The sequence below is a fragment of the Kitasatospora sp. NPDC004669 genome (assembly GCF_040609455.1).
GTDB lineage: Bacteria > Actinomycetota > Actinomycetes > Streptomycetales > Streptomycetaceae > Kitasatospora.
In genome coordinates this window covers 14,786-32,205 of record NZ_JBEXKB010000025.1, presented here as the reverse complement: position 1 = coordinate 32,205, position 17,420 = coordinate 14,786, and the positions used below count along the sequence as shown (strand labels likewise).

The following is a 17,420-nucleotide window of genomic DNA, read 5'->3' as shown; positions in this document are numbered from 1 at the left end:
GTGCGCGCTGCGGAATTGCGGATGAGGCTGGCGAAGTGACTGCGACTGCGGTCGTGTGTGGGGCCGACGTGTTCGTCGTCGAGGGCGTCCTCGTCTTCGAGGTCTTCGAGGGTGTTCGAGGTGTTCGCGCGGGCCTGCGGGGTTGGGCAGGAGACCGTTGGCGACGTGGAGGGCGTGGCGCACGAGGCCGGTGACCGCGTCGCAGGGGGAGACGCCGGCTTCGAGGAGGCCGAGGACGAGGGTGGGGTTTCGTAGGGGAGGGCTTCGATGTCGTTGGCTTCGAGGAGCACGGTGGTGGGGAGTGGCCGGTGGCTTCGGCGGCGGTCTCGGCGGCTGCTGCGAGCCAGTGGGCCGCGGCGATGGATGCGGCGGTGGTGTCGATCTCGGAGAACAGCGCGGCGGGGCCGAAGGTGTGCTGTCGAGGAGGCGGTCGGCGGCGGCGACCTGCACGGGGGAGGCGCCCTCGCGGCTGAGGAGGACGGCCTGCTGAGCACGGTCGGCCAGGTCGCCGAGCTCGGCGTTCTGGACGGCGGCGAGTTCGGTGGCGGTTTCGGCGAGGACGGCTTCGGCGTGTTCGGGGTCGTTGAGTTCGTGGAGAGCCCGACCGACGCGGTTCGCGGATTCGATCATCCGGCTGGAGGAGACGATCACCGAGCCGTCGCCGGGAAGGTCCGGCCTGGCGGATCGCGTCCGCGACCTCGGCGAACTGCTTGCGTTCCTCCTCGCGGCGCCAACCCTCGGAGTTGGGCTCCAGGGAGCGGGCGGCGCTGGCGGGGTGGGTGTAGGTGCGCCAGGCGGCATCGGACAGCCGGGTGAGGGTGCGGGCCAGGCCCAGGAGCGCGGAGGTGTCGGAGGGGGCTGGGACGACGGCGATTCGGGTGGCGAGATCGCCTTCGCCGGTTCCCCAACCGGCGATCAGCCCGCGCCGGTCGGGGCCGACGCTGTAGCGGGTCATGAAGCCGGTACCTCCCGTGTTCCGTGGGTGCCCCCGATCCTTCTGGCGGCACATCAGGACCTCTCGTGGTGTTGTGGCCGGAAGCCCTGGCGATCAACCCTTGGATCCGGGAAATCGAGGTTTCGGCTTGGCCGTGACCGTCGGCTCGATCAATGCCAGCTGCTCATCCGATAAGTCGCCTGGTGCGCCCATCTGTCCGTGTGTCGCAGAACATCACCCGGACCCAGACTGAAACGCCAATACGGCCAGTTTTCGCACGAACCTGCGATCACGAACCGCGAGAAAAGGGACTTAGCGTCCTGTCGGTGAAAATCCGAAGAGATGACTAAATAATTCGATCGGGTGATGGTCGAATGAGGGAATCTGAACCCTTTACCTGCTCTGACCAGCTGAAACGGCCTTCCGAACGACGGGCGGGAGCGTTGCTCCATCCGTGCGGCGCGTAGGGGTGATACGCCAAAGTGTTCATCGGACGGGTACCCGAGTCCACCCAATGGCCCCGGCGCACCAGCGGCGGGGTATCAGACGTAACAGATGAGTAGGTGACCGTAATGATCAAGAAGATCCGACGCGTGATCGGCATGCAGGGCCCCAGCCTGGCCGGCCGTTACGAGCAGTACGTCTGGGCGCTGTAACGGAGCCAAGCGCGGGCTGGGGACGAGCATCTGCACGATGCCCGTCCCCAGCCCTTTAACGGAAGGCAGATCGTGGCGAACTCACTTGATGCACTGGCGCTTCCCGGACCCACCGGTGCGGATCGCCGCCGATGGCGCAGTGCCTACGACGCCGACCCGGCCGGATTCCTCTCCGCGTGCCGGGAGCGGTGGGGGGACGCGTTCGCCCTCAATGAGAACCTGGTGGTGGTGTCTGATCCCGACATCGCGCACCAGATCCTGGTGGCCACCGACCGTGAGTCGGTGATCGGCCCGGACCGGTTCCTCGGGCGCTTGCCCACTGCCGAGGAAACCCGGGAATGGATGGGGACGCGCAAGCTGATCGGTCGGGTTCTCACGCCCCAGGCCGTCCGGGACCGGCTGCCCCGACTGGAGCAGGCCGTGGATGCCGGCTTGCAGTCGCTGGCCGAAGGCGGGCAGTTCGACCCGGTGGCGGTGGCGCACGAAACCAGCCTGCGGGCCTTCCTGCCGATGTTCCTCACCGACCCCGCGCCCACGTTGGTCACCGCGGTGCTGGACTCCATCAACGCTGCCCTTGTACTGGTTGACGCCGGCGTGCGCCGACCCCGTTGGTGGCCCAGTTCGCTGCGACGGAATGTACGCGACGCTCGCCGCCGGGGGCAGGCCGAACTGCGCGCGCTGATCGCCGATCACCGCCCCGACGGCCGGCTCCCAGACGGCAGCCCGACCTTGTTGGACACCCTGCACACCGCTTCCGTTCCCACTGATCTGGCGGTACATGTCATGGGCCATGCCCTGGCAAAGGGACTGCCCGCCACGGCCGGCGCCTGGTGCTGGCTGCTGCACGACCTGGCTGCCAATCCCGACGACATGGCACGGATCCGCGCCGAGGCCACCGCCTGCCGCGGATCCGCCGAGGAGCTGTCGTACACCAGGGCGTTCGTCCGGGAATCGATGCGCACTCACCCGCCCGCCTGGCTGCTGGCCCGTGAGACGTTCGCGCCGACCGCGGTCACCGAGCGGTGCACCGTCCCCGCAGGCACGACCGTCTTCATCAGCCCGTACCTGATCCACCGTGACCCTCGCTACTGGCCCGATCCACACCGGTTCGCCCCACAGCGCTGGATGTCCCCGGACACCAAGCACCACCGCTACGCCTACCTGCCCTTCGGCGCCGGGCCCCGGGTCTGCGTCGGCCTGCATCTGGGCGAGGTCCTGCTCACCCTGACCGCGGCCCGCATCGCCACCCGCTATCAGCTCACCGTCTCCACCCCGGCCACCGCGCCGGCCTTCACGTCGGTGCTGCACCCGACCGGGCTCTCCCTCCAGCTCACCCACCGCGCTCCGGGTACCTGATCGGCTCGGGCCGACCAGCCGGCCGGGAGTGACAGGCCCGGTGGCGCGAGGGAATGCCGTCCCCGAGCAGAAGTCGTCGGCGGCTGAACCGTTGGACGGTCGCCGAGAGCAGTCCGGGCGGCGAGGGCCTGGGCCCACGCCGCCCGGCTGCGGGTCGAGATCGAGGGCGCCGCGTAGCCGCCGAGCAGCACGCGCGTGTTCACTCGTCGTGCTCGTCCGGCTCTCCGGCCCAGCCACGACTCGAAGGCGGCATACCGCCCGGAGGTGAGCCGGGTGGCGGGTTCCGATTCCTGCCGCGAGCCGGCCCAGCCCGCAGGGGGCGCGAAGCCGCCCCGTCCTCCCGGCCGCCGCCATCGACGACCCGTCCCCGAGGCAGGCGCCGCACTGCGGCGCCTGGACGTCGGACTCAGGGAGAAGACGTTCTGGAAGCTCCTCCACGAAGGCGCCGCACGGGCAGATGAGGTGCTGTGCCTGAACGCGGAAGGCCTGTACCCGTAGGACGAGCGCGGGAAGATCACGGCCAAGGGCGACGCGACCGAGTGGAATCACCGGCAATCCGGCACCGCTCGGCTCCTGACCCGACCGATCGCCCACCGCATCCGCGGCCCGCTGTCGAGGACATCGAGAACCCGGGCGGCTTCACGCCGCACCGGCTCGGCCACAGCGACCTCACCCACGGCGCCTCGGCCCCGATGCTGCTCGCCCGCGCTCGCCGCGGTGCCCGTCCGCGCCCTGGAGCGATACGCCCCCGGCGTCGACTCGGTCACCTGACAGGTCGCCGAACGCGACCCGGCTGCGCGCCGCCGAACGTAAGTCCGGGCAGATCATCCTGTTACCACTTTTGGGTGCATCTCGGTCACACTCCGTGGCGTTCCCGAACCCGGCTCGGCGGGACATGCGCACGGTCATGGGACCCTCGCGAGGGAGTCCGATGAGGGCGAGGAGTGCCTGTTCCCGTCGGCAGCCATGCCTGCATCGTGGCCCACAGCCGCCACCTCGGAACTGAGTCGCCGCCCGACCCGTTCGGCCGCCATGTCATCAAATCCCGCCTTTTGCAAGCCAGTTGAAGCAGTGCTTTCTCCGCCTGCATCGCCCTGCCATCCCCTGACCAAGAAGGCGCAAAGGCATCCGCGCGGATCGCGCGCAGCCCGCTGGGACGGGTGGGCGCACCGCCACCACGCGCAACGCGCCTGATGTGCAAGGCGCTTGACGCTCTTGACTCATGGTGACACTACGTCATATTCCGTCTCGGTGGGTGCAATAGCATCGCCGCCACACGCGTAAGACAAGGGGCGGAGATACAATATGTGTGGAATCACCGGATGGGTCTCGTACAGCAGGAACCTCTCCTCTGAGCAGGAGACCGTCGACGACATGACCGAGACGATGGCCCTCCGGGGGCCGGACGAGCGTGGTACCTGGACGTCCGGGCCCGTCGCACTCGGCCACCGGCGACTGGCGATCATCGACCTGCCCGGCGGGCGGCAGCCGATGACGCTGGACACCCCGGACGGCCCGCTCGCCCTCGTCTACTCGGGCGAGACCTACAACTTCGAAGAGCTCCGCGAGGAACTCGCGGGCCGCGGACACCGCTTCACCACCCACTCCGACACCGAGGTCGTGCTGCACGGCTACCAGGAGTGGGGTCCGGCGGTGGCTGGACGCCTCAACGGCATGTTCGCGTTCGCCGTCTGGGACGGGCGCGAGAACAAGCTCGTGATGATCCGCGACCGGATGGGCATCAAGCCCCTGTACTACTACCCCACCGACGACGGGGTGCTCTTCGGCTCGGAGCCCAAGGCGATCCTCGCCAACCCCCTCGCCCGCCGGGAAGTCGCCCTGGACGGCCTGCGGGAGCTCTTCGCCTTCGTCAAGACACCCGGACACGCCGTCTGGGCGGGCATGCGCGAGGTGGAGCCGGGCACCGTCGTCACCGTCGACCCCAACGGCCTCCGCACGCACACCTACTGGGCGCTGGAGACCCGCCCGCACACCGACAGCCGGGACGAGTCCGTCGGACACGTCCGCGCCCTCCTCGACGACATCGTGCGCCGTCAGCTGGTCGCCGACGTACCGCGCTCCACCCTGCTCTCCGGCGGTCTGGACTCCTCGGCCATCACCGCGCTCGCCGCGCGGCAGCTGAGCGAGACGGGCGAGACCCTCCGCAGCTTCACCGTCGACTTCGTCGGCCAGACCGAGAACTTCGTCGCCAGCGAACTGCGCGGCACCCCCGACACCCCCTTCGCGCACGAGATGGCGCGCGCCGCCGGCACCGACCACCAGGCCATCGTTCTCGACTCCCAGAAGTTCGCCGACCCCGAGCTGCGCTCACAGACGATCCGCGCACGGGACATCCCCATGGGCCTCGTCGACCTGGACCCCTCGCTGTACCTGCTGTTCAAGGGCATCCGGGAGCACTCCACGGTCGTCCTCTCCGGCGAGGCGGCCGATGAAGTCTTCGGCGGCTACCGGCAGTTCTTCGACCCGGTGGCGCGCGAGGCCGACACCTTCCCCTGGCTGATGAAGTTCGCCAAGCAGGCCGGCGACGACGGCAACATCCTCACCCCGGACGCCGTCCGCGCCCTCGACCTGGACGGCTTCGTCCGCGACAGCTACCGGTCCGCCGTCTCCGGCGTCCAACGCCTGGACGGCGAGAGCGACTTCGAGTTCACGATGCGGAAGCTCTGCTACCTGCACCTGACCCGCTTCGTCCGCACCCTGCTGGACCGCAAGGACCGCGTGAGCATGGCGGTGGGCCTGGAGGTACGCGTACCCTTCTGCGACCACCGGCTCGTGGAGTACGTCTACAACACCCCCTGGTCGATGAAGTCCTTCGACGGCCGCGAGAAGAGCCTGCTGCGCGAGGCTGCCGCGGACGTCCTCCCCCGCTCCGTGTACGACCGCGTCAAGAGCCCCTACCCCTCCACCCAGGACCTCGGCTACACCGAGGGGCTCAAGCAGCACGTGCAGGACATTCTCGCCAAGCCCTCCCACCAGGTCTTCGACCTCGTCAGCAGGGACTGGGCCGAGCACGTCGTCAACACCGACACGGCGCGGATCAGCCTGGCGGCCCGGTGCGGGCTGGACCGCATGCTGGACCTGGCCCTCTGGATGGACATGTACCAGCCGACCCTGACCCTCTCCTGACCCGGCCGGCGGGCCACGGGGAGGATCACCTGACACAGGCGCTCACGAGGACGTCGCTCCCGACGTCGTCATCTCACCGCACCGGCTGCCGCGTTCGCTCTCCAGCACGATCCGCACCGCGCCCTCACGGGAACCCGGCGTCGAGGCTGCGTCGCATCCCGCCCTCAACCGGCGAATCCCCAGGCGAGCGAGCCGATTTCAGGCCGGGAGCTGCACGGCCGGACCTTCACGACCCGGGTCGAGGCGAACCCCGCGCTCTTCGAGTACATCGACGGCTTCAACAACAGCCGCCACATTCAGGAGAAGCTCGGCAGGCTCATTCTCATAAGGTCCGAAGAAATGACTAAGTACCTCGATCGGGTGATGGCCAAATGGGGGAACCTGAACCCTTCTACCCACTCCGACCAGCTAAAACATCCTCCCGAGCGACGGGCGGGACCTTGCTCCATCCGTGTAGCGAGTAGGAGCGATACGCCAAAGTGTTCATCGGACGGGTGCCCGAGTCCACCCAATGGCCCCGGCGCACCAGTGGCGGGGTATCAGACGTAACAGATGAGTAGGTGACCGTAATGATCAAGAAGATCCGACGCGTGATCGGCATGCAGAGCCCCAGCCTGGCCGGCCGTTACGAGATGTACACCTGGGCGCTGTAACAGAGCCAAGTGATGACTGGGGGCGGGCATCTGCACTGATGCCCGTCCCCAGCCCTTTGACGGAGGGCGGATCGTGGCGACCTCACCTCTGGCCGCCGCACTCGTCCTCGCGTCTCCCGTCGGCCCGCTTCGAACAGCCGCTGCGGGCAGCGGTCGCACCTTCGGAATGGCACAGGGAGGGGTGAGAGAGATGAAGGAGCGCGTCTCCTTTGGTAGTTCGGCCCGTGCATTGACGCGTATGCGGTGGCTCTGGGACGGGAGGGTTCCACCTCAGGGCCTGTACTCAAGGGTGGATCCCACATGAGCTTGCTTCTCGAAAGGCGGCGCCGTACGGCCCCGCAGACCCGTGGCCCCGAGGCCGCCCGGCCACGGGCCCTTTCGGTGATTCCCGGGCGACAGCGCTGGCATGTCGACGCGGTGAGCCGTGACCCCGTGGTGGCGCGACTGCTGGAGGAACTGCTGCTGGTGGGCACGAGGGTCCAGCAGGTCCGGGCCAATCCCATCACCGGCCGGGTACTTGTCGTGCACGACCCGGCCATCCCGTCGGCCGAGGTGGCGACGCTGCTCGGAGAAGCCGTGGGGCGAGCGGTTTTCGCCTCACGCAGCAGTGCGGGCCGGAGCGAACTTGCCGCCGGACACGGAACGGACCACCGGAACGGGAAGGGAACCTCCGCGAGGAGCACGCCGGCCGCGCCCGGTAGGGCGGAGACCGCCCGGTCGCTGCCTGCCCTACCGCCATCGGGGAAGGACGGTCCCCCTGACGACATTGCCGTGCACGGTCCCCGCACCCGATTGTCGAGGGGTCTCGTCGCGGGCGCGGTCACCACGCTCGCCCTCGGCTGTGGTTGGCTCTGCCGGAGGTTGCTCGCCCGACCCCTCGTCGGCCTCGGCGTGGCCGTGGCGGCGACCGCCACGGTCGTCAAACGCGCCTCGCGACGTTCCGCTGCTCAGGACCCGCCGGACGCCGACGCGCACGAGAGCGCGGACGGCAGTACGGACAAGCATCCTCTCTGGCGGATGATCGGCCCGCACAAACGCAAGGCCGCATGGGCCTCCCTGCTCTCGGCCACCGGGCAGATCGTCGAGGCATCGATGTTCGTCCTCAGCTCCTTGGGCGTACTGCTCCTGGCGAACGGTGGGAACGCCACGCTGGCCGGCCTGGGAATCACTGCCGTCACCGGTCAACTCGCCTTCCTCGCCGGGGCCATCGCGCTGGCGTGCCTGGCAAGCGGCGCCCTGAACTACAGCGCGACGGCCGCATGGCGCGACCTGGGTCACGAGGTGGAACACGACTGGCGCACCCGCACCCACGCGCACGCGCAGCGACTGCCGATGGCCTACCTGGAGGACGAGCGCACCCACCACGTCGCGTCCGTGCTGTCCGACGACATCGGCCAGATCAGCCCCTTCCTGGGCAGCGCACCCCACGAAGCGATCCAGTTGGCCACCAGCATCGCCATGCTGGTTCCCGTCTTCACTCTCATGGTGCCCCAGATCGCCTGGATCGCCTTCGCGCCGATCCCGCTGATGGCATGGCTCTCGTACCGCTACCACGACAAGGCGATGACCGAACAGGTGGTGGCCGGCGAGCGGCGCGCCAGCATGAGAAGCCGCATCAGTGAAACGCTCCAGGCCGCCAGCACGGTCAAGTCCTCGTGTACCGAGCCACATGAGGACGAGCGTCTGACCGACCTCAGCCTCCAGTACAGCGCGGCGAACAAGCGCACCGACCGCAGCTCCGCGGCGCAGGCCCTGGTCGTCCGGGCCTGCGCGATGGCGGCGCTGCCGGGTGTGTTGTTGTTCGGCGGCCTAGCGGTCCTCAACGGCCGGATGTCCGCGGCCGTGGTCACCCCGCTGATCCAGATGCCCGGCATGGCCTTGTACCGGCTCTCCCGGCTCGGCGCGGTCACCGACCAGTACCAGCGCGCGCTCGCCGCCTTCGGACGCGTGGAGCGCACGAACCAGCTGCCCGTCGAGCCGGAGACCGGCCGTACCGAGCTGCCCGCCGTCCCGATCGCCGGCCGGATCGACCTTCACGACGTCACCTTCTCCTATCCCGGCCGGCCACCCGTGATCAGCAACCTCTCCCTGGAGGTACCTGCCGGCCGCACCACCGCCATCGTCGGTGCCACCGGGGCGGGGAAGAGCACGATCGCCAAGCTCCTGCTTCGCCTGCGCGACCGCGACGACGGCCTGATCCTCCTGGACGGCGCCGACGTCAACGACCTGTCCCTGCAGGACCTCCGCCGGACCATCGGCTACGTGGGCCAGGAGCCGTACCTGTTCGACGCCACGATCGGCGACAACATCCGCTACGGCGCCTTCGACGCGTCCGACGACCAGGTGACCGCCGCCGCGCGCATCGCCGGTGCGCACGACTTCGTCCAGGCACTCCCGCTCGGCTACCGCACGCCCGTCGGTGAACGCGGTGCCGCCCTGTCCGGCGGCCAACGCCAACGAGTCGCCCTGGCCCGCACGATCCTGCGCGACCCGCCGGTCGTCATCCTCGACGAAGCCACCTCGGCCGTGGACAACGAAACCGAAGCCGCGATCCAGCGCGCGCTGAACGCCTTCGGCCACCAACGGACCATGCTCGTCATCGCCCACCGGCTGTCCACCGTACGTGACGCCGATCTCATCTACGTCCTCGACAAGGGCGGCGTTCCCGCAGAGCGCGGCACCCACCAGGAACTGGTCCGACAAGGCGGCCTGTACGCCAACCTGTGGAAACTCCAGGCCGGAGAACAGACGCGGCGCACCACTGCCCGAAAGGCCGGCAACAAAGCCGCTTCCCATACCGCCAAAGCCGACGGATAGCCCCCGGTCACCGATCCGGCGGAGTACGTACCACCACCCATGGCGCGCACTCATCGGGGCGGTCTTCGCCTTGCACCTTGCCCGGCTCAATGCCCGTCCCTCGCAGAACATCCGGACAACCGTTCAGGAGGCCGACCCATGGTGGACTCGAACATCTCCGTCGAGGACGACACCACTACCCACCCGATCCCGGGGCCTGACCGCGGCGGGCGCACGCCGCAACCGATGCACCCCGCCGCGCCGGTCGACCGCCGGATCCCGGCCCTTCGCGATGGATCCCTGGGGCATCTCAGGTGCCATTGGACGAATACGTGTCTCAGGGGCCTGGGGGGAGAGCTGGAGACCCGCTAGGGCCGTGGACGGGATGTCCGGCGGAGGCGTGGAATTCCTGCCGCTATCCCTCGAACTGTCGTCGGCGTTCACCCGCAGGGATGAACTTGTTGCGATAAACGGCCGAGTTATTCCCGAAACCGTTAGCGTTTCACTGGTCGGCCGTGCACAACCCGGTCGACGGCGATACGCAAGAGCGAGCCTGTTGACATACGACGCTTGATCGTTTACCGAGTACCGCTGTCCATGCGGACGGCACTCGCCGGATGGCTGCGGGCCGTCCTGTCAGCCACACGCAGAGAGAGATCACCACCATGCTGCCTCCTGTCCCCTCCTTCCTGCTCGGTCTTCTCGTGGCACCGCTGGCAAAGCGCCTCGCGAAGCCACTGGTGGTCGGCGTCGTCAAGACGTCGGTGGTCCTCGCGATGGAGGTGAAGAAGGTCGCGCACCAGGCCAACGAGGGGCTCCAGGACCTCGCCGCAGAGGCGACTGCCGAGATGATCGGCGCCCAGCTGCGGGCCGACGCAGAAGCGGATGCCAAAGCGGTGAAGCCGCGGTCGGAAGCAGCCGCGCCGGCCGCCGCAGACCCGAGCCACTGACGACGATGACACAAGCCCATTCAAGTACGGAGCCCGACGTTGAGGGTCGTGACCTGGTGAATCCGACCGCCGCGGACGACGCGTCGGTGGACGTGCTGTACACCGCCGAACTCGTAAACGACTGCGGGGCCTACAAGTTGATCGTCCGGGACCTGGCGCACGGCACCCTGCAGTCGGTTGACATCCCCAGGAAGACAGTCGGAAAAATCCCCATGTACCTGTCCATGGTCGGCCTCCAGTAGTGCTCCGAGGCGCACCGAGTCCGGGCACGGCGGCGCCCTGGGGCTTGTCATCCCCTGGCGATGCGGCCGGTACGGCCGGGGTTGCGTGAACCGCCGGATCTCCTTCGCCCGGTCGATCAACTCCCGAAGCCACGTCCGATGCGTGAGTGCTGGGAGCCGTTCCCACAGCGAACAGCCGGCATGCCCCCAAGGCTCTTCAGCCTTGGGGGCCGCGGCGTGCAGGTTCTCGAAGTCCAAGCAAGCGCTGGATCCCTGGAACGCCTCGGCGAGCAGCCACTCGGCTCTGGTGCTCCAGCCCCGTCGGCCCGGTGACACGAAGCGGGTGGCCTCGGCGACGAAGAGATCGGCAGGCCAGACCAGTTCGTAGCTGCTGAGGCCGATCACGAGAGTCCCTTCGCCGAGATCGTCTACGACGACGATCCCCAATTCCTCGCCCACCTCCGCGAACCCCGGCTTTGGACGGCCCCGCTCCGCAGGTGGGACACCGTGGGCGGAGACCGGTCGGCCAATGCGTGGCCCGACAAGGCGGCGGAGATCCCCGGCTACACCTGCCGACGCACATCAGTGGCAGCACGAACCTGACGCCGGCGAATCAGCAGTGCTCGCGTACGCCCCTGGCACGCGCCCCGAATGTGCGGCCTAAGGTGCGGCATCTGCTCTGCGGGACTGGAGAGTTGGGGGAACGCCATGGAGGGCAACGAGCCGAAGAACGTGCGCGAGGTGCTGCGGCAGCTCGCGCAGCCGTCGAACCTCGCGGTCCACTCCAGCGACAAACTGCTGGGCGAGGTCGAAGCCGTCGCGGCGAAGGACGACGAGGAACGCGAGCAGAACGAACTCGACGCGCTGCGCCGCAAGCCGGGCCTGCGACCCGTACCGTCCAGGGAACTCGGCGGCGGCGTCCAGCTGACGCCCTGGGATGTGCTGCACACCCTCGGACGCGCGACCGCGCTCGCGCGGCGTGGTGCCGGGCGGGGGCTCGCGGAGCACTGGGGGTGCCTCAAGTACAGCCAGGCGCTGGAGGGGACGCTCGGAACGTTCATGGCCCTGTCGGCCGAGGGCCGGGACACGGCGGACTACTACAAGGCCCTGCAGTCCGACGAACTCGGCGTCGGGTTCGCGCTGGCCGTGGCCAAGCACGTTCTGGCCAGGCGGTTCCCGGACCACAGCGTGTCGATCGTCCCCGTAGACGCCGCCCTGCGAGCCGGCTTCGCCGTGACCGGCCGGGACAGCGGCGTCTCCGTCGGCTACCGCTACCGCCCCCAGTACTTCGCCGAGGTGTGGAAGCCCGGTCGGCCCTCGCGGGTCTTCCCGATCGCCTGCAAGGGCAACCACAGCGGCGCCTCCGTCTCCCATACCCAACTCGCCTCGGCCGCGGTCCACGCCGAAGCCGTGCACATCGGCGGATGGACGGACACCCCGGCCCTGATCTTCAGCACCGAACTCCCCGTCGACGGGCCGATGACCGTCCACCTGCTGCACGCGCGCGGCAACGGCGGCACACTCACCCACCCGGCCGGCAAAGCCCGCGACCTGGACCTGGAGCTCGACCAGGACAACATCTTCCCCGGGATCCTGCCGCCCGCACGAGACGGTGAGAACCCCGACTCCGTCCCGGGCTTCCACATCGAAGCGGACCAGTTCGCCTGGTTCCAGCACGCCCTCGCCCGCACCGGTGCGGCGGGCCTGACGGCCTTCGCCGGCGACGCGGAAGCAACCGTCCCGTACCTCACCGCCCGGCAGGGCCGCAAGCGGTACGAAGGCATCTCGCACGCCGCGATCGGCAGCGTCCAGGACGCGGACCACGAACTCCTCGGCATCCCGTTCGTCGGCACCGATCACGTCCTGCGCCTCAACCGCACCCGGGTGGAGGCCTTCTCGGGCGTGGCGGAGGACCTCTTCGAGCACCTCGCCGATCGCCGCCTCACCCACTACCGCGACGAGGCCCACGCCCGCCGTTCCTCGTGGCCGACGGCCACCTGGGACGACGACTGGGACGGCCCCGTCTCCATCCACCCGGACGGATCCGTCCTCGCCCTGCGCGTGCTCCCGGAGCGGGACTGCTGACGGAGCAACGCCCCTGCGTGTTCCGGACTCCGGCTTCCGGTCGGCGCGACGGCCTGCCCGGACCGAGAACACTGGGCGGCCGACGAGAGACCGGGCCTGCCGGGCACAGCCACGCCACCTGCCATGCCCGCCGCTCTGCTCATCCCTCGTCGTCCGCCTCCGGCCGCCAGGCCCGGAGCAACGCGTGCACGGGAAGTGCGGAGTCTGGCACCGCGAGACGGGAGACCGGCATGGTGCTGGTGGCTCCCTCGATGAGGTGCTCGCCGATCAGATGCGGGACGAGCAGGGCCACCGTGCCGGACGGCCAGTCGACCGCGACCTGGTAGGTGGCGATGACGGCTGCCTCCCACGTGGTCAGCGGATCGTGCGCCCGTTCCTCGTAAGGCTCCTTCTCGGCGGCGGGGATCTTGACGGCGACGAGCTGCCGCGGGGCTTCGCCGTGCAGGGCGGCCTGCCGACGGGCCTCGCGGATCCAGTCCGCGGCGAGCTGGTCGAACGCGGCCTCGGTCTCGGGGCGGCCCTTTCGGCGGCGGCCGAACGCGTCGTCCACCACGGAGGACACCGCCCAGCCGTTGTCCTCCAGGCGGCTCCACGACCAGGATGCCCGGAGCTCCCAGGCGTGCCAGGCGCGTCGCACCACCTTGGCCGCATCCGCTCCGAGGCCCGCGAACTCCGGGCCCGGCGTGAATTCCAGGTCCGGCAGTAGCCCGACCGCTGCGGCCTCCACCAGCGGGACCGGCTGCACCAGGGCGGCGAACGCCCGGCGCTCCTCGTCGATGACCTCGGCGAGCCGGACCTGCAACGGCTCGGCCCAGGGCCGCAGAACGGGGAACGCCTGGAGGGCCTTGTTGCTCCTGAGTAGGACGGTGTGCAGGTGTCGCCAGTGCTCATGGTGGTGGCGCCGCGTCTCACGGGCGCGGGAGTAGCGCTCCCAGGCCTCGTCGTCGAAGTCCTCTTCCTGCTCCTCGGCTTTGCCGTCCGTCTCGTCCGACGGCTCACCCGTACTGCTCGGGGGTATTCTCCAGTGGCCAGGGCGAGGGCGGCGTCCGCTTCCTCCGCCTTCTCCTCCGCAGAGTCGGGTTCGCGGTCGAGCCAGATCTTGAGGGTGCCGATGTCGATGACCGCCGCCAGGAGTTTGAGGAGCGGGCTGTCGGCGGGAAGTGGCCAGCGGCAGGTCCCGCACAGCCGTCCCACAGCCTCACCCAGCGGGATCTCGGCGCTCCGGACGGAAGAGGCCGACCGCAGCAAACCGCAGTCTTCGTCGCCGTGAAGCTTGCCCTTGCCGGACGCCGTGGCGTAGCAGGTAAGGGGGACGTTCCAGGCAGGGCCGAGAGGAATCTCCGGAGTGAACGTGCGGCCGAGCGGAACAAGACGGACTGCGGCGGTAGTCGACGGCATGCTGGCACGCTAGCCGTTCCCACTGACACCCGTGCCGATATCCCTCCGCTGCCCTCCAACAGCGGCCACACGCCAGGGAATCCCCGAGACCGCGGCCGCCCGGGCTGCTGGGCCGTCAGAGACACAGCGACATCGCGGGGGACAACTCCTCGGCGACTCGGGTACGGTGTCGGACAGGGCCAGGTCCGGACCGCCGACAGCATCGGCGGAACCAGCCTCGGCCGATTGCCTTCTCCACCGTCCGGAGGCGCGTCAGCAGCGCGCCTACCAGCGGAACTCCACCATCTTCCGCGCCGCCATCGGCATGGCGCGCCTTCCACCGCACCGGAGTTCCCCGCATGCCCGAGCGCCAACTCACCGCCTCACCCCGCGACTTCCTCTGCGAACACACCCCCAGCAAGAGCCGCGTCCTCGCACTCCTCGCCCACGACGACGGACCCGACTCGCTCCAGGCCGTCCTCACCTGCCGAGACCCCGAACTCGCCCACCGCGCGGCCGAACTGCTGCGCCGAACCATGAGCAGGGCGGCGGGTGTCCTGCCGGCGGATTCCGTGGACGGTCTGTGCGTGCAGTTGCCAGACGCTCCGGCGTCCTCGCTCCGGCAGGCCGTGGCCCACGTGCTCGCTGGCACCTGGCCGGCCGCCACCGGAACGCTCATCACCTGGCCCGAAGGATCCGCTCACGAGGACCCGGGTCAGGACGACGACGCCGACAGCGAGGGCAGCGGCGACAACGACGAGGCCACGGAATCCGGCGGCCCCGCACGGGGTGAGGCGCGGCTGCGCGACCTGCCGGGCCAGGTCGTACGGATCGCCACGCTCCGCGAGTTCCACGTCCACGACCGGCAAGCCCTGCTGGACGCGGCGGGCGAGCAGGGCTGGGAGCCGATGCCGGCCGACCAGCTCGACGATGACGACCCGCACGACGTGGTCGGCGCGGTCATGTGGCTCGCGGACCCGCCCGTCGACGTCGATGGGGCGGACAGCCTCACCGAATGCAGCCAGGCCTCTCTGCTTCGGCGGGACAAGGGCCACGAGGTCGCCTCGTGGAGCGCCGAACCGGTCGTGGCGGACTTCGGACCGGGCTGGCGCGCCGCCCGCGCCGGGCAGCCTCCCGAGGACGCACTCGAGGAGGAACTCCCCGACTTCGCGGCGCTCTTCCCTGCGGAGCCTCCGCATTGCGAGGACCCGGAGTGCGAGGACGAGCGTTGCCTTTGGCAGTTGACCCCCCGCACGGCCGACCTCCTCTACACCGCGCTGTCACTCCTGGCCGACGAGGCGTACGACGACGCCGAGGAACTCGGCGACGGACGCCTCGTACCGGACGAGCACGAGGGCAGCTGGGGCGTGTTCCCACGGTTGCCGAAGCTGACCTTCGCCAGCGACCTCCAGTGGCGCCGCCGCTTCGCCCGCGCCGCCGACGACCTCGCCGACGACCTCGAACGCGGCCACTGGCCGCGGCCGACCTGCACAGCCGAGGAACTCGCCCTGCACCTCGCCATCGACGACGCCGGCGACAGCGCCGATGAGCTCGGGGACGACTCCGACGGCACCGGGCACGGCACGCGCAGCACGCTGCCGGTCCACCGCGACGACTACGACTTCGGTGCCTGCACGGACATGTTCTTCCAGGACACCGACGTCCTCATGCTCTACAGCTCCCGCTTCGACGGCATCGAGGACCCCGACGGCGACGCCAACCGGCAGCTCGGCGTGGGCGACCTGCGCGCGCAGGCGTGGTTCGAACCGTTCGGGAACGTCACGGTCCGAGACCCCCACCGAGGCTTCCGCCGCTGAATGGCAGGGCCCGGCGCCGGACGGCGGGCGGACGCACCTTGCGTGCCTCCGCCCGCCGTCCGCGGCGACCAGGGAGGAAGGCCGGCGGGGCACTTTCGGCCCGGCACGGCAGGTCGGGTGACCGACCAACCGGGCGGCTATGCCGCGAGCGGCAGGTCGTCGTCGCCGCGGGGGATGGCTCGGAGCCGGTCCGGCTGGGCTTGGTCGAGTGCTCGGGTGAGGGCGTTGACGGCCTGGTCGGCGGAGTCCTTGAAGAGGTGGCCGTAGAGGTTGATCGTGGTCGCCAGGGTGGCGTGGCGCAGGGTCTTGGAGACGATGGCGATGGGGATGCCTTCGGCGATCATGATGCTGGCTGCGGTGTGTCGCAGGTCGTGCAGCCCGATCTTCGGGAGTCCGAGTTCGGCGGTGCGTTTGCGGAGCTGGTCGAGGACCCACTGGGGCCGCAGCGGCGATCCGTCCGCGTGGGCGAAGACCAGGCCCACGAGTCGGCCATCGGGGTGGTCGGCCATCTGGAGGTCGGCCTGGCGGTGGAGGGCGGCCATGACCCTGGGGGAGAGGCTGATCCAGGCTCGGCTGGCCTCGGTCTTGGGCTGGTTGAAGTGGAGGTCGCCGTTGTCCACGGCGGACAGGGTCCAGCGGACGAACAGCTTGCGGTCCATGAGGTGGACGTCCGACCAGTGCAGGGCGAGGACCTCACCGCGGCGCATGCCGGTGCCGATCAGGACTTCGAACAGGTCGGCCAGTGGGTCGGCATACTGCTCCGCGTTGTGCAGCAGGAACACCGCGGCCTCCTTCGGCGTCCAGCACATGCGCTCCTCGGCGCGGGGCTTGGGCGGCACGCAGTGCTCGGCCGGGTTGAACTTCAGCCGCCACGACCGCACCGCGTGGTTCAGCGCGTTGCGCAGCGTCGAAACCACCCGGTACAGCGTGACCCGACCCCGGCCGGCCTTCCGCTGTCCGGCCATCCAGGCCTCGATCTGCTTCGGCCGCAGGTCCAGCAGCCGGCACCGCCCGAACGCGGGGACCAGGTCCCTCTCCACGTACGCCTTGTAGCCGGCATAGGTGTTCGCCGTGAGCACCTCCTTCCGCGCCGCTAGCCACTCCCGCAGGTACTCCGCCACGGTGGTGCGACGCTCCTCGTACGCCCCGCTCAGCTCACCCTCCAGCACCGCCGCCAGCTCCTGCGCCGCCTCAACCTCGGTCGCGAACCCGCCACGACGCCGGGTGCGCCGCCGGCCGTCCTGCGGCGCCAGGTCGACGCAATACGTCCACGACCCGTGCCCCGCCTCCTCCAGCAACCGCTCACACCACGCACCCAGCTGCTTCCCGCCCTCGTCCCGGCACCCGCACCGCCGGTACACCCTGCCCCGCTGCGCACGCTGTCCCATGAGCTTCCCCTTCTCCCGGACTGCCTGGTGAATCTGGGGC

11 protein-coding genes are annotated in these 17,420 nt (G+C 69.6%); 8 read left to right on the top strand and 3 right to left on the bottom strand.

The features are described 5' to 3' along the window. The first annotated feature begins 111 nt into the window (after positions 1-111). From ABZW30_RS21615 to ABZW30_RS21590, 6 genes are all read left to right on the top strand, one after another. On the top strand, positions 112-255 hold the full coding sequence (locus ABZW30_RS21615) for a hypothetical protein (RefSeq protein ID WP_355672764.1): 144 nt from the start codon (positions 112-114) through the stop codon (positions 253-255). A 1,407-nt stretch (positions 256-1,662) separates the two neighbouring features. Continuing rightward, entirely contained in the window at positions 1,663-2,946 is a 1,284-nt protein-coding gene (locus ABZW30_RS21610; RefSeq protein WP_355672763.1) for a cytochrome P450, read from the top strand. A 1,305-nt stretch (positions 2,947-4,251) separates the two neighbouring features. Further along, positions 4,252-6,093, top strand: a complete 1,842-nt coding sequence (gene asnB / locus ABZW30_RS21605) for an asparagine synthase (glutamine-hydrolyzing) (RefSeq protein WP_355672762.1) — start codon at positions 4,252-4,254, stop codon at positions 6,091-6,093. Between the two features lie 195 nt (positions 6,094-6,288). Continuing rightward, positions 6,289-6,642 carry an IS3 family transposase gene (locus ABZW30_RS21600; protein WP_355672826.1) on the top strand — a complete coding sequence of 118 codons (354 nt, stop codon included), beginning with the start codon at positions 6,289-6,291 and terminating at the stop codon, positions 6,640-6,642. 896 nt (positions 6,643-7,538) lie between these two features. After that, positions 7,539-9,563 carry an ABC transporter ATP-binding protein gene (locus ABZW30_RS21595; protein ID WP_355672761.1) on the top strand — a complete coding sequence of 675 codons (2,025 nt, stop codon included), beginning with the start codon at positions 7,539-7,541 and terminating at the stop codon, positions 9,561-9,563. A gap of 644 nt (positions 9,564-10,207) precedes the next feature. Continuing rightward, positions 10,208-10,492, top strand: a complete 285-nt coding sequence (locus ABZW30_RS21590) for a DUF5132 domain-containing protein (protein WP_355672760.1) — start codon at positions 10,208-10,210, stop codon at positions 10,490-10,492. A 20-nt stretch (positions 10,493-10,512) separates the two neighbouring features. Here ABZW30_RS21590 and ABZW30_RS21585 read toward each other — a convergent pair whose 3' ends face one another. Next, positions 10,513-11,160 carry a hypothetical protein gene (locus ABZW30_RS21585; RefSeq protein WP_355672759.1) on the bottom strand — a complete coding sequence of 216 codons (648 nt, stop codon included), beginning with the start codon at positions 11,158-11,160 and terminating at the stop codon, positions 10,513-10,515. A 261-nt stretch (positions 11,161-11,421) separates the two neighbouring features. Here ABZW30_RS21585 and ABZW30_RS21580 point away from each other — a divergent pair, with 261 nt between their 5' ends. Next, entirely contained in the window at positions 11,422-12,798 is a 1,377-nt protein-coding gene (locus tag ABZW30_RS21580) for a hypothetical protein (protein WP_355672758.1), read from the top strand. Between the two features lie 139 nt (positions 12,799-12,937). Here the strand turns inward: ABZW30_RS21580 and ABZW30_RS21575 are convergent, their stop codons facing one another. Then, entirely contained in the window at positions 12,938-13,600 is a 663-nt protein-coding gene (locus ABZW30_RS21575) for a hypothetical protein (protein WP_355672757.1), read from the bottom strand. 934 nt (positions 13,601-14,534) lie between these two features. Between ABZW30_RS21575 and ABZW30_RS21570 the strand changes: the two genes are divergently transcribed. Further along, entirely contained in the window at positions 14,535-15,992 is a 1,458-nt protein-coding gene (locus ABZW30_RS21570) for a hypothetical protein (protein ID WP_355672756.1), read from the top strand. A 137-nt stretch (positions 15,993-16,129) separates the two neighbouring features. On the opposite strand, the gene ABZW30_RS21565 is transcribed toward ABZW30_RS21570, so the two are convergent. Continuing rightward, positions 16,130-17,380 (bottom strand): tyrosine-type recombinase/integrase, encoded by a 1,251-nt coding sequence (locus tag ABZW30_RS21565; protein WP_355672755.1) that lies wholly within the window; start codon positions 17,378-17,380, stop codon positions 16,130-16,132. Positions 17,381-17,420 lie beyond the last annotated feature (40 nt).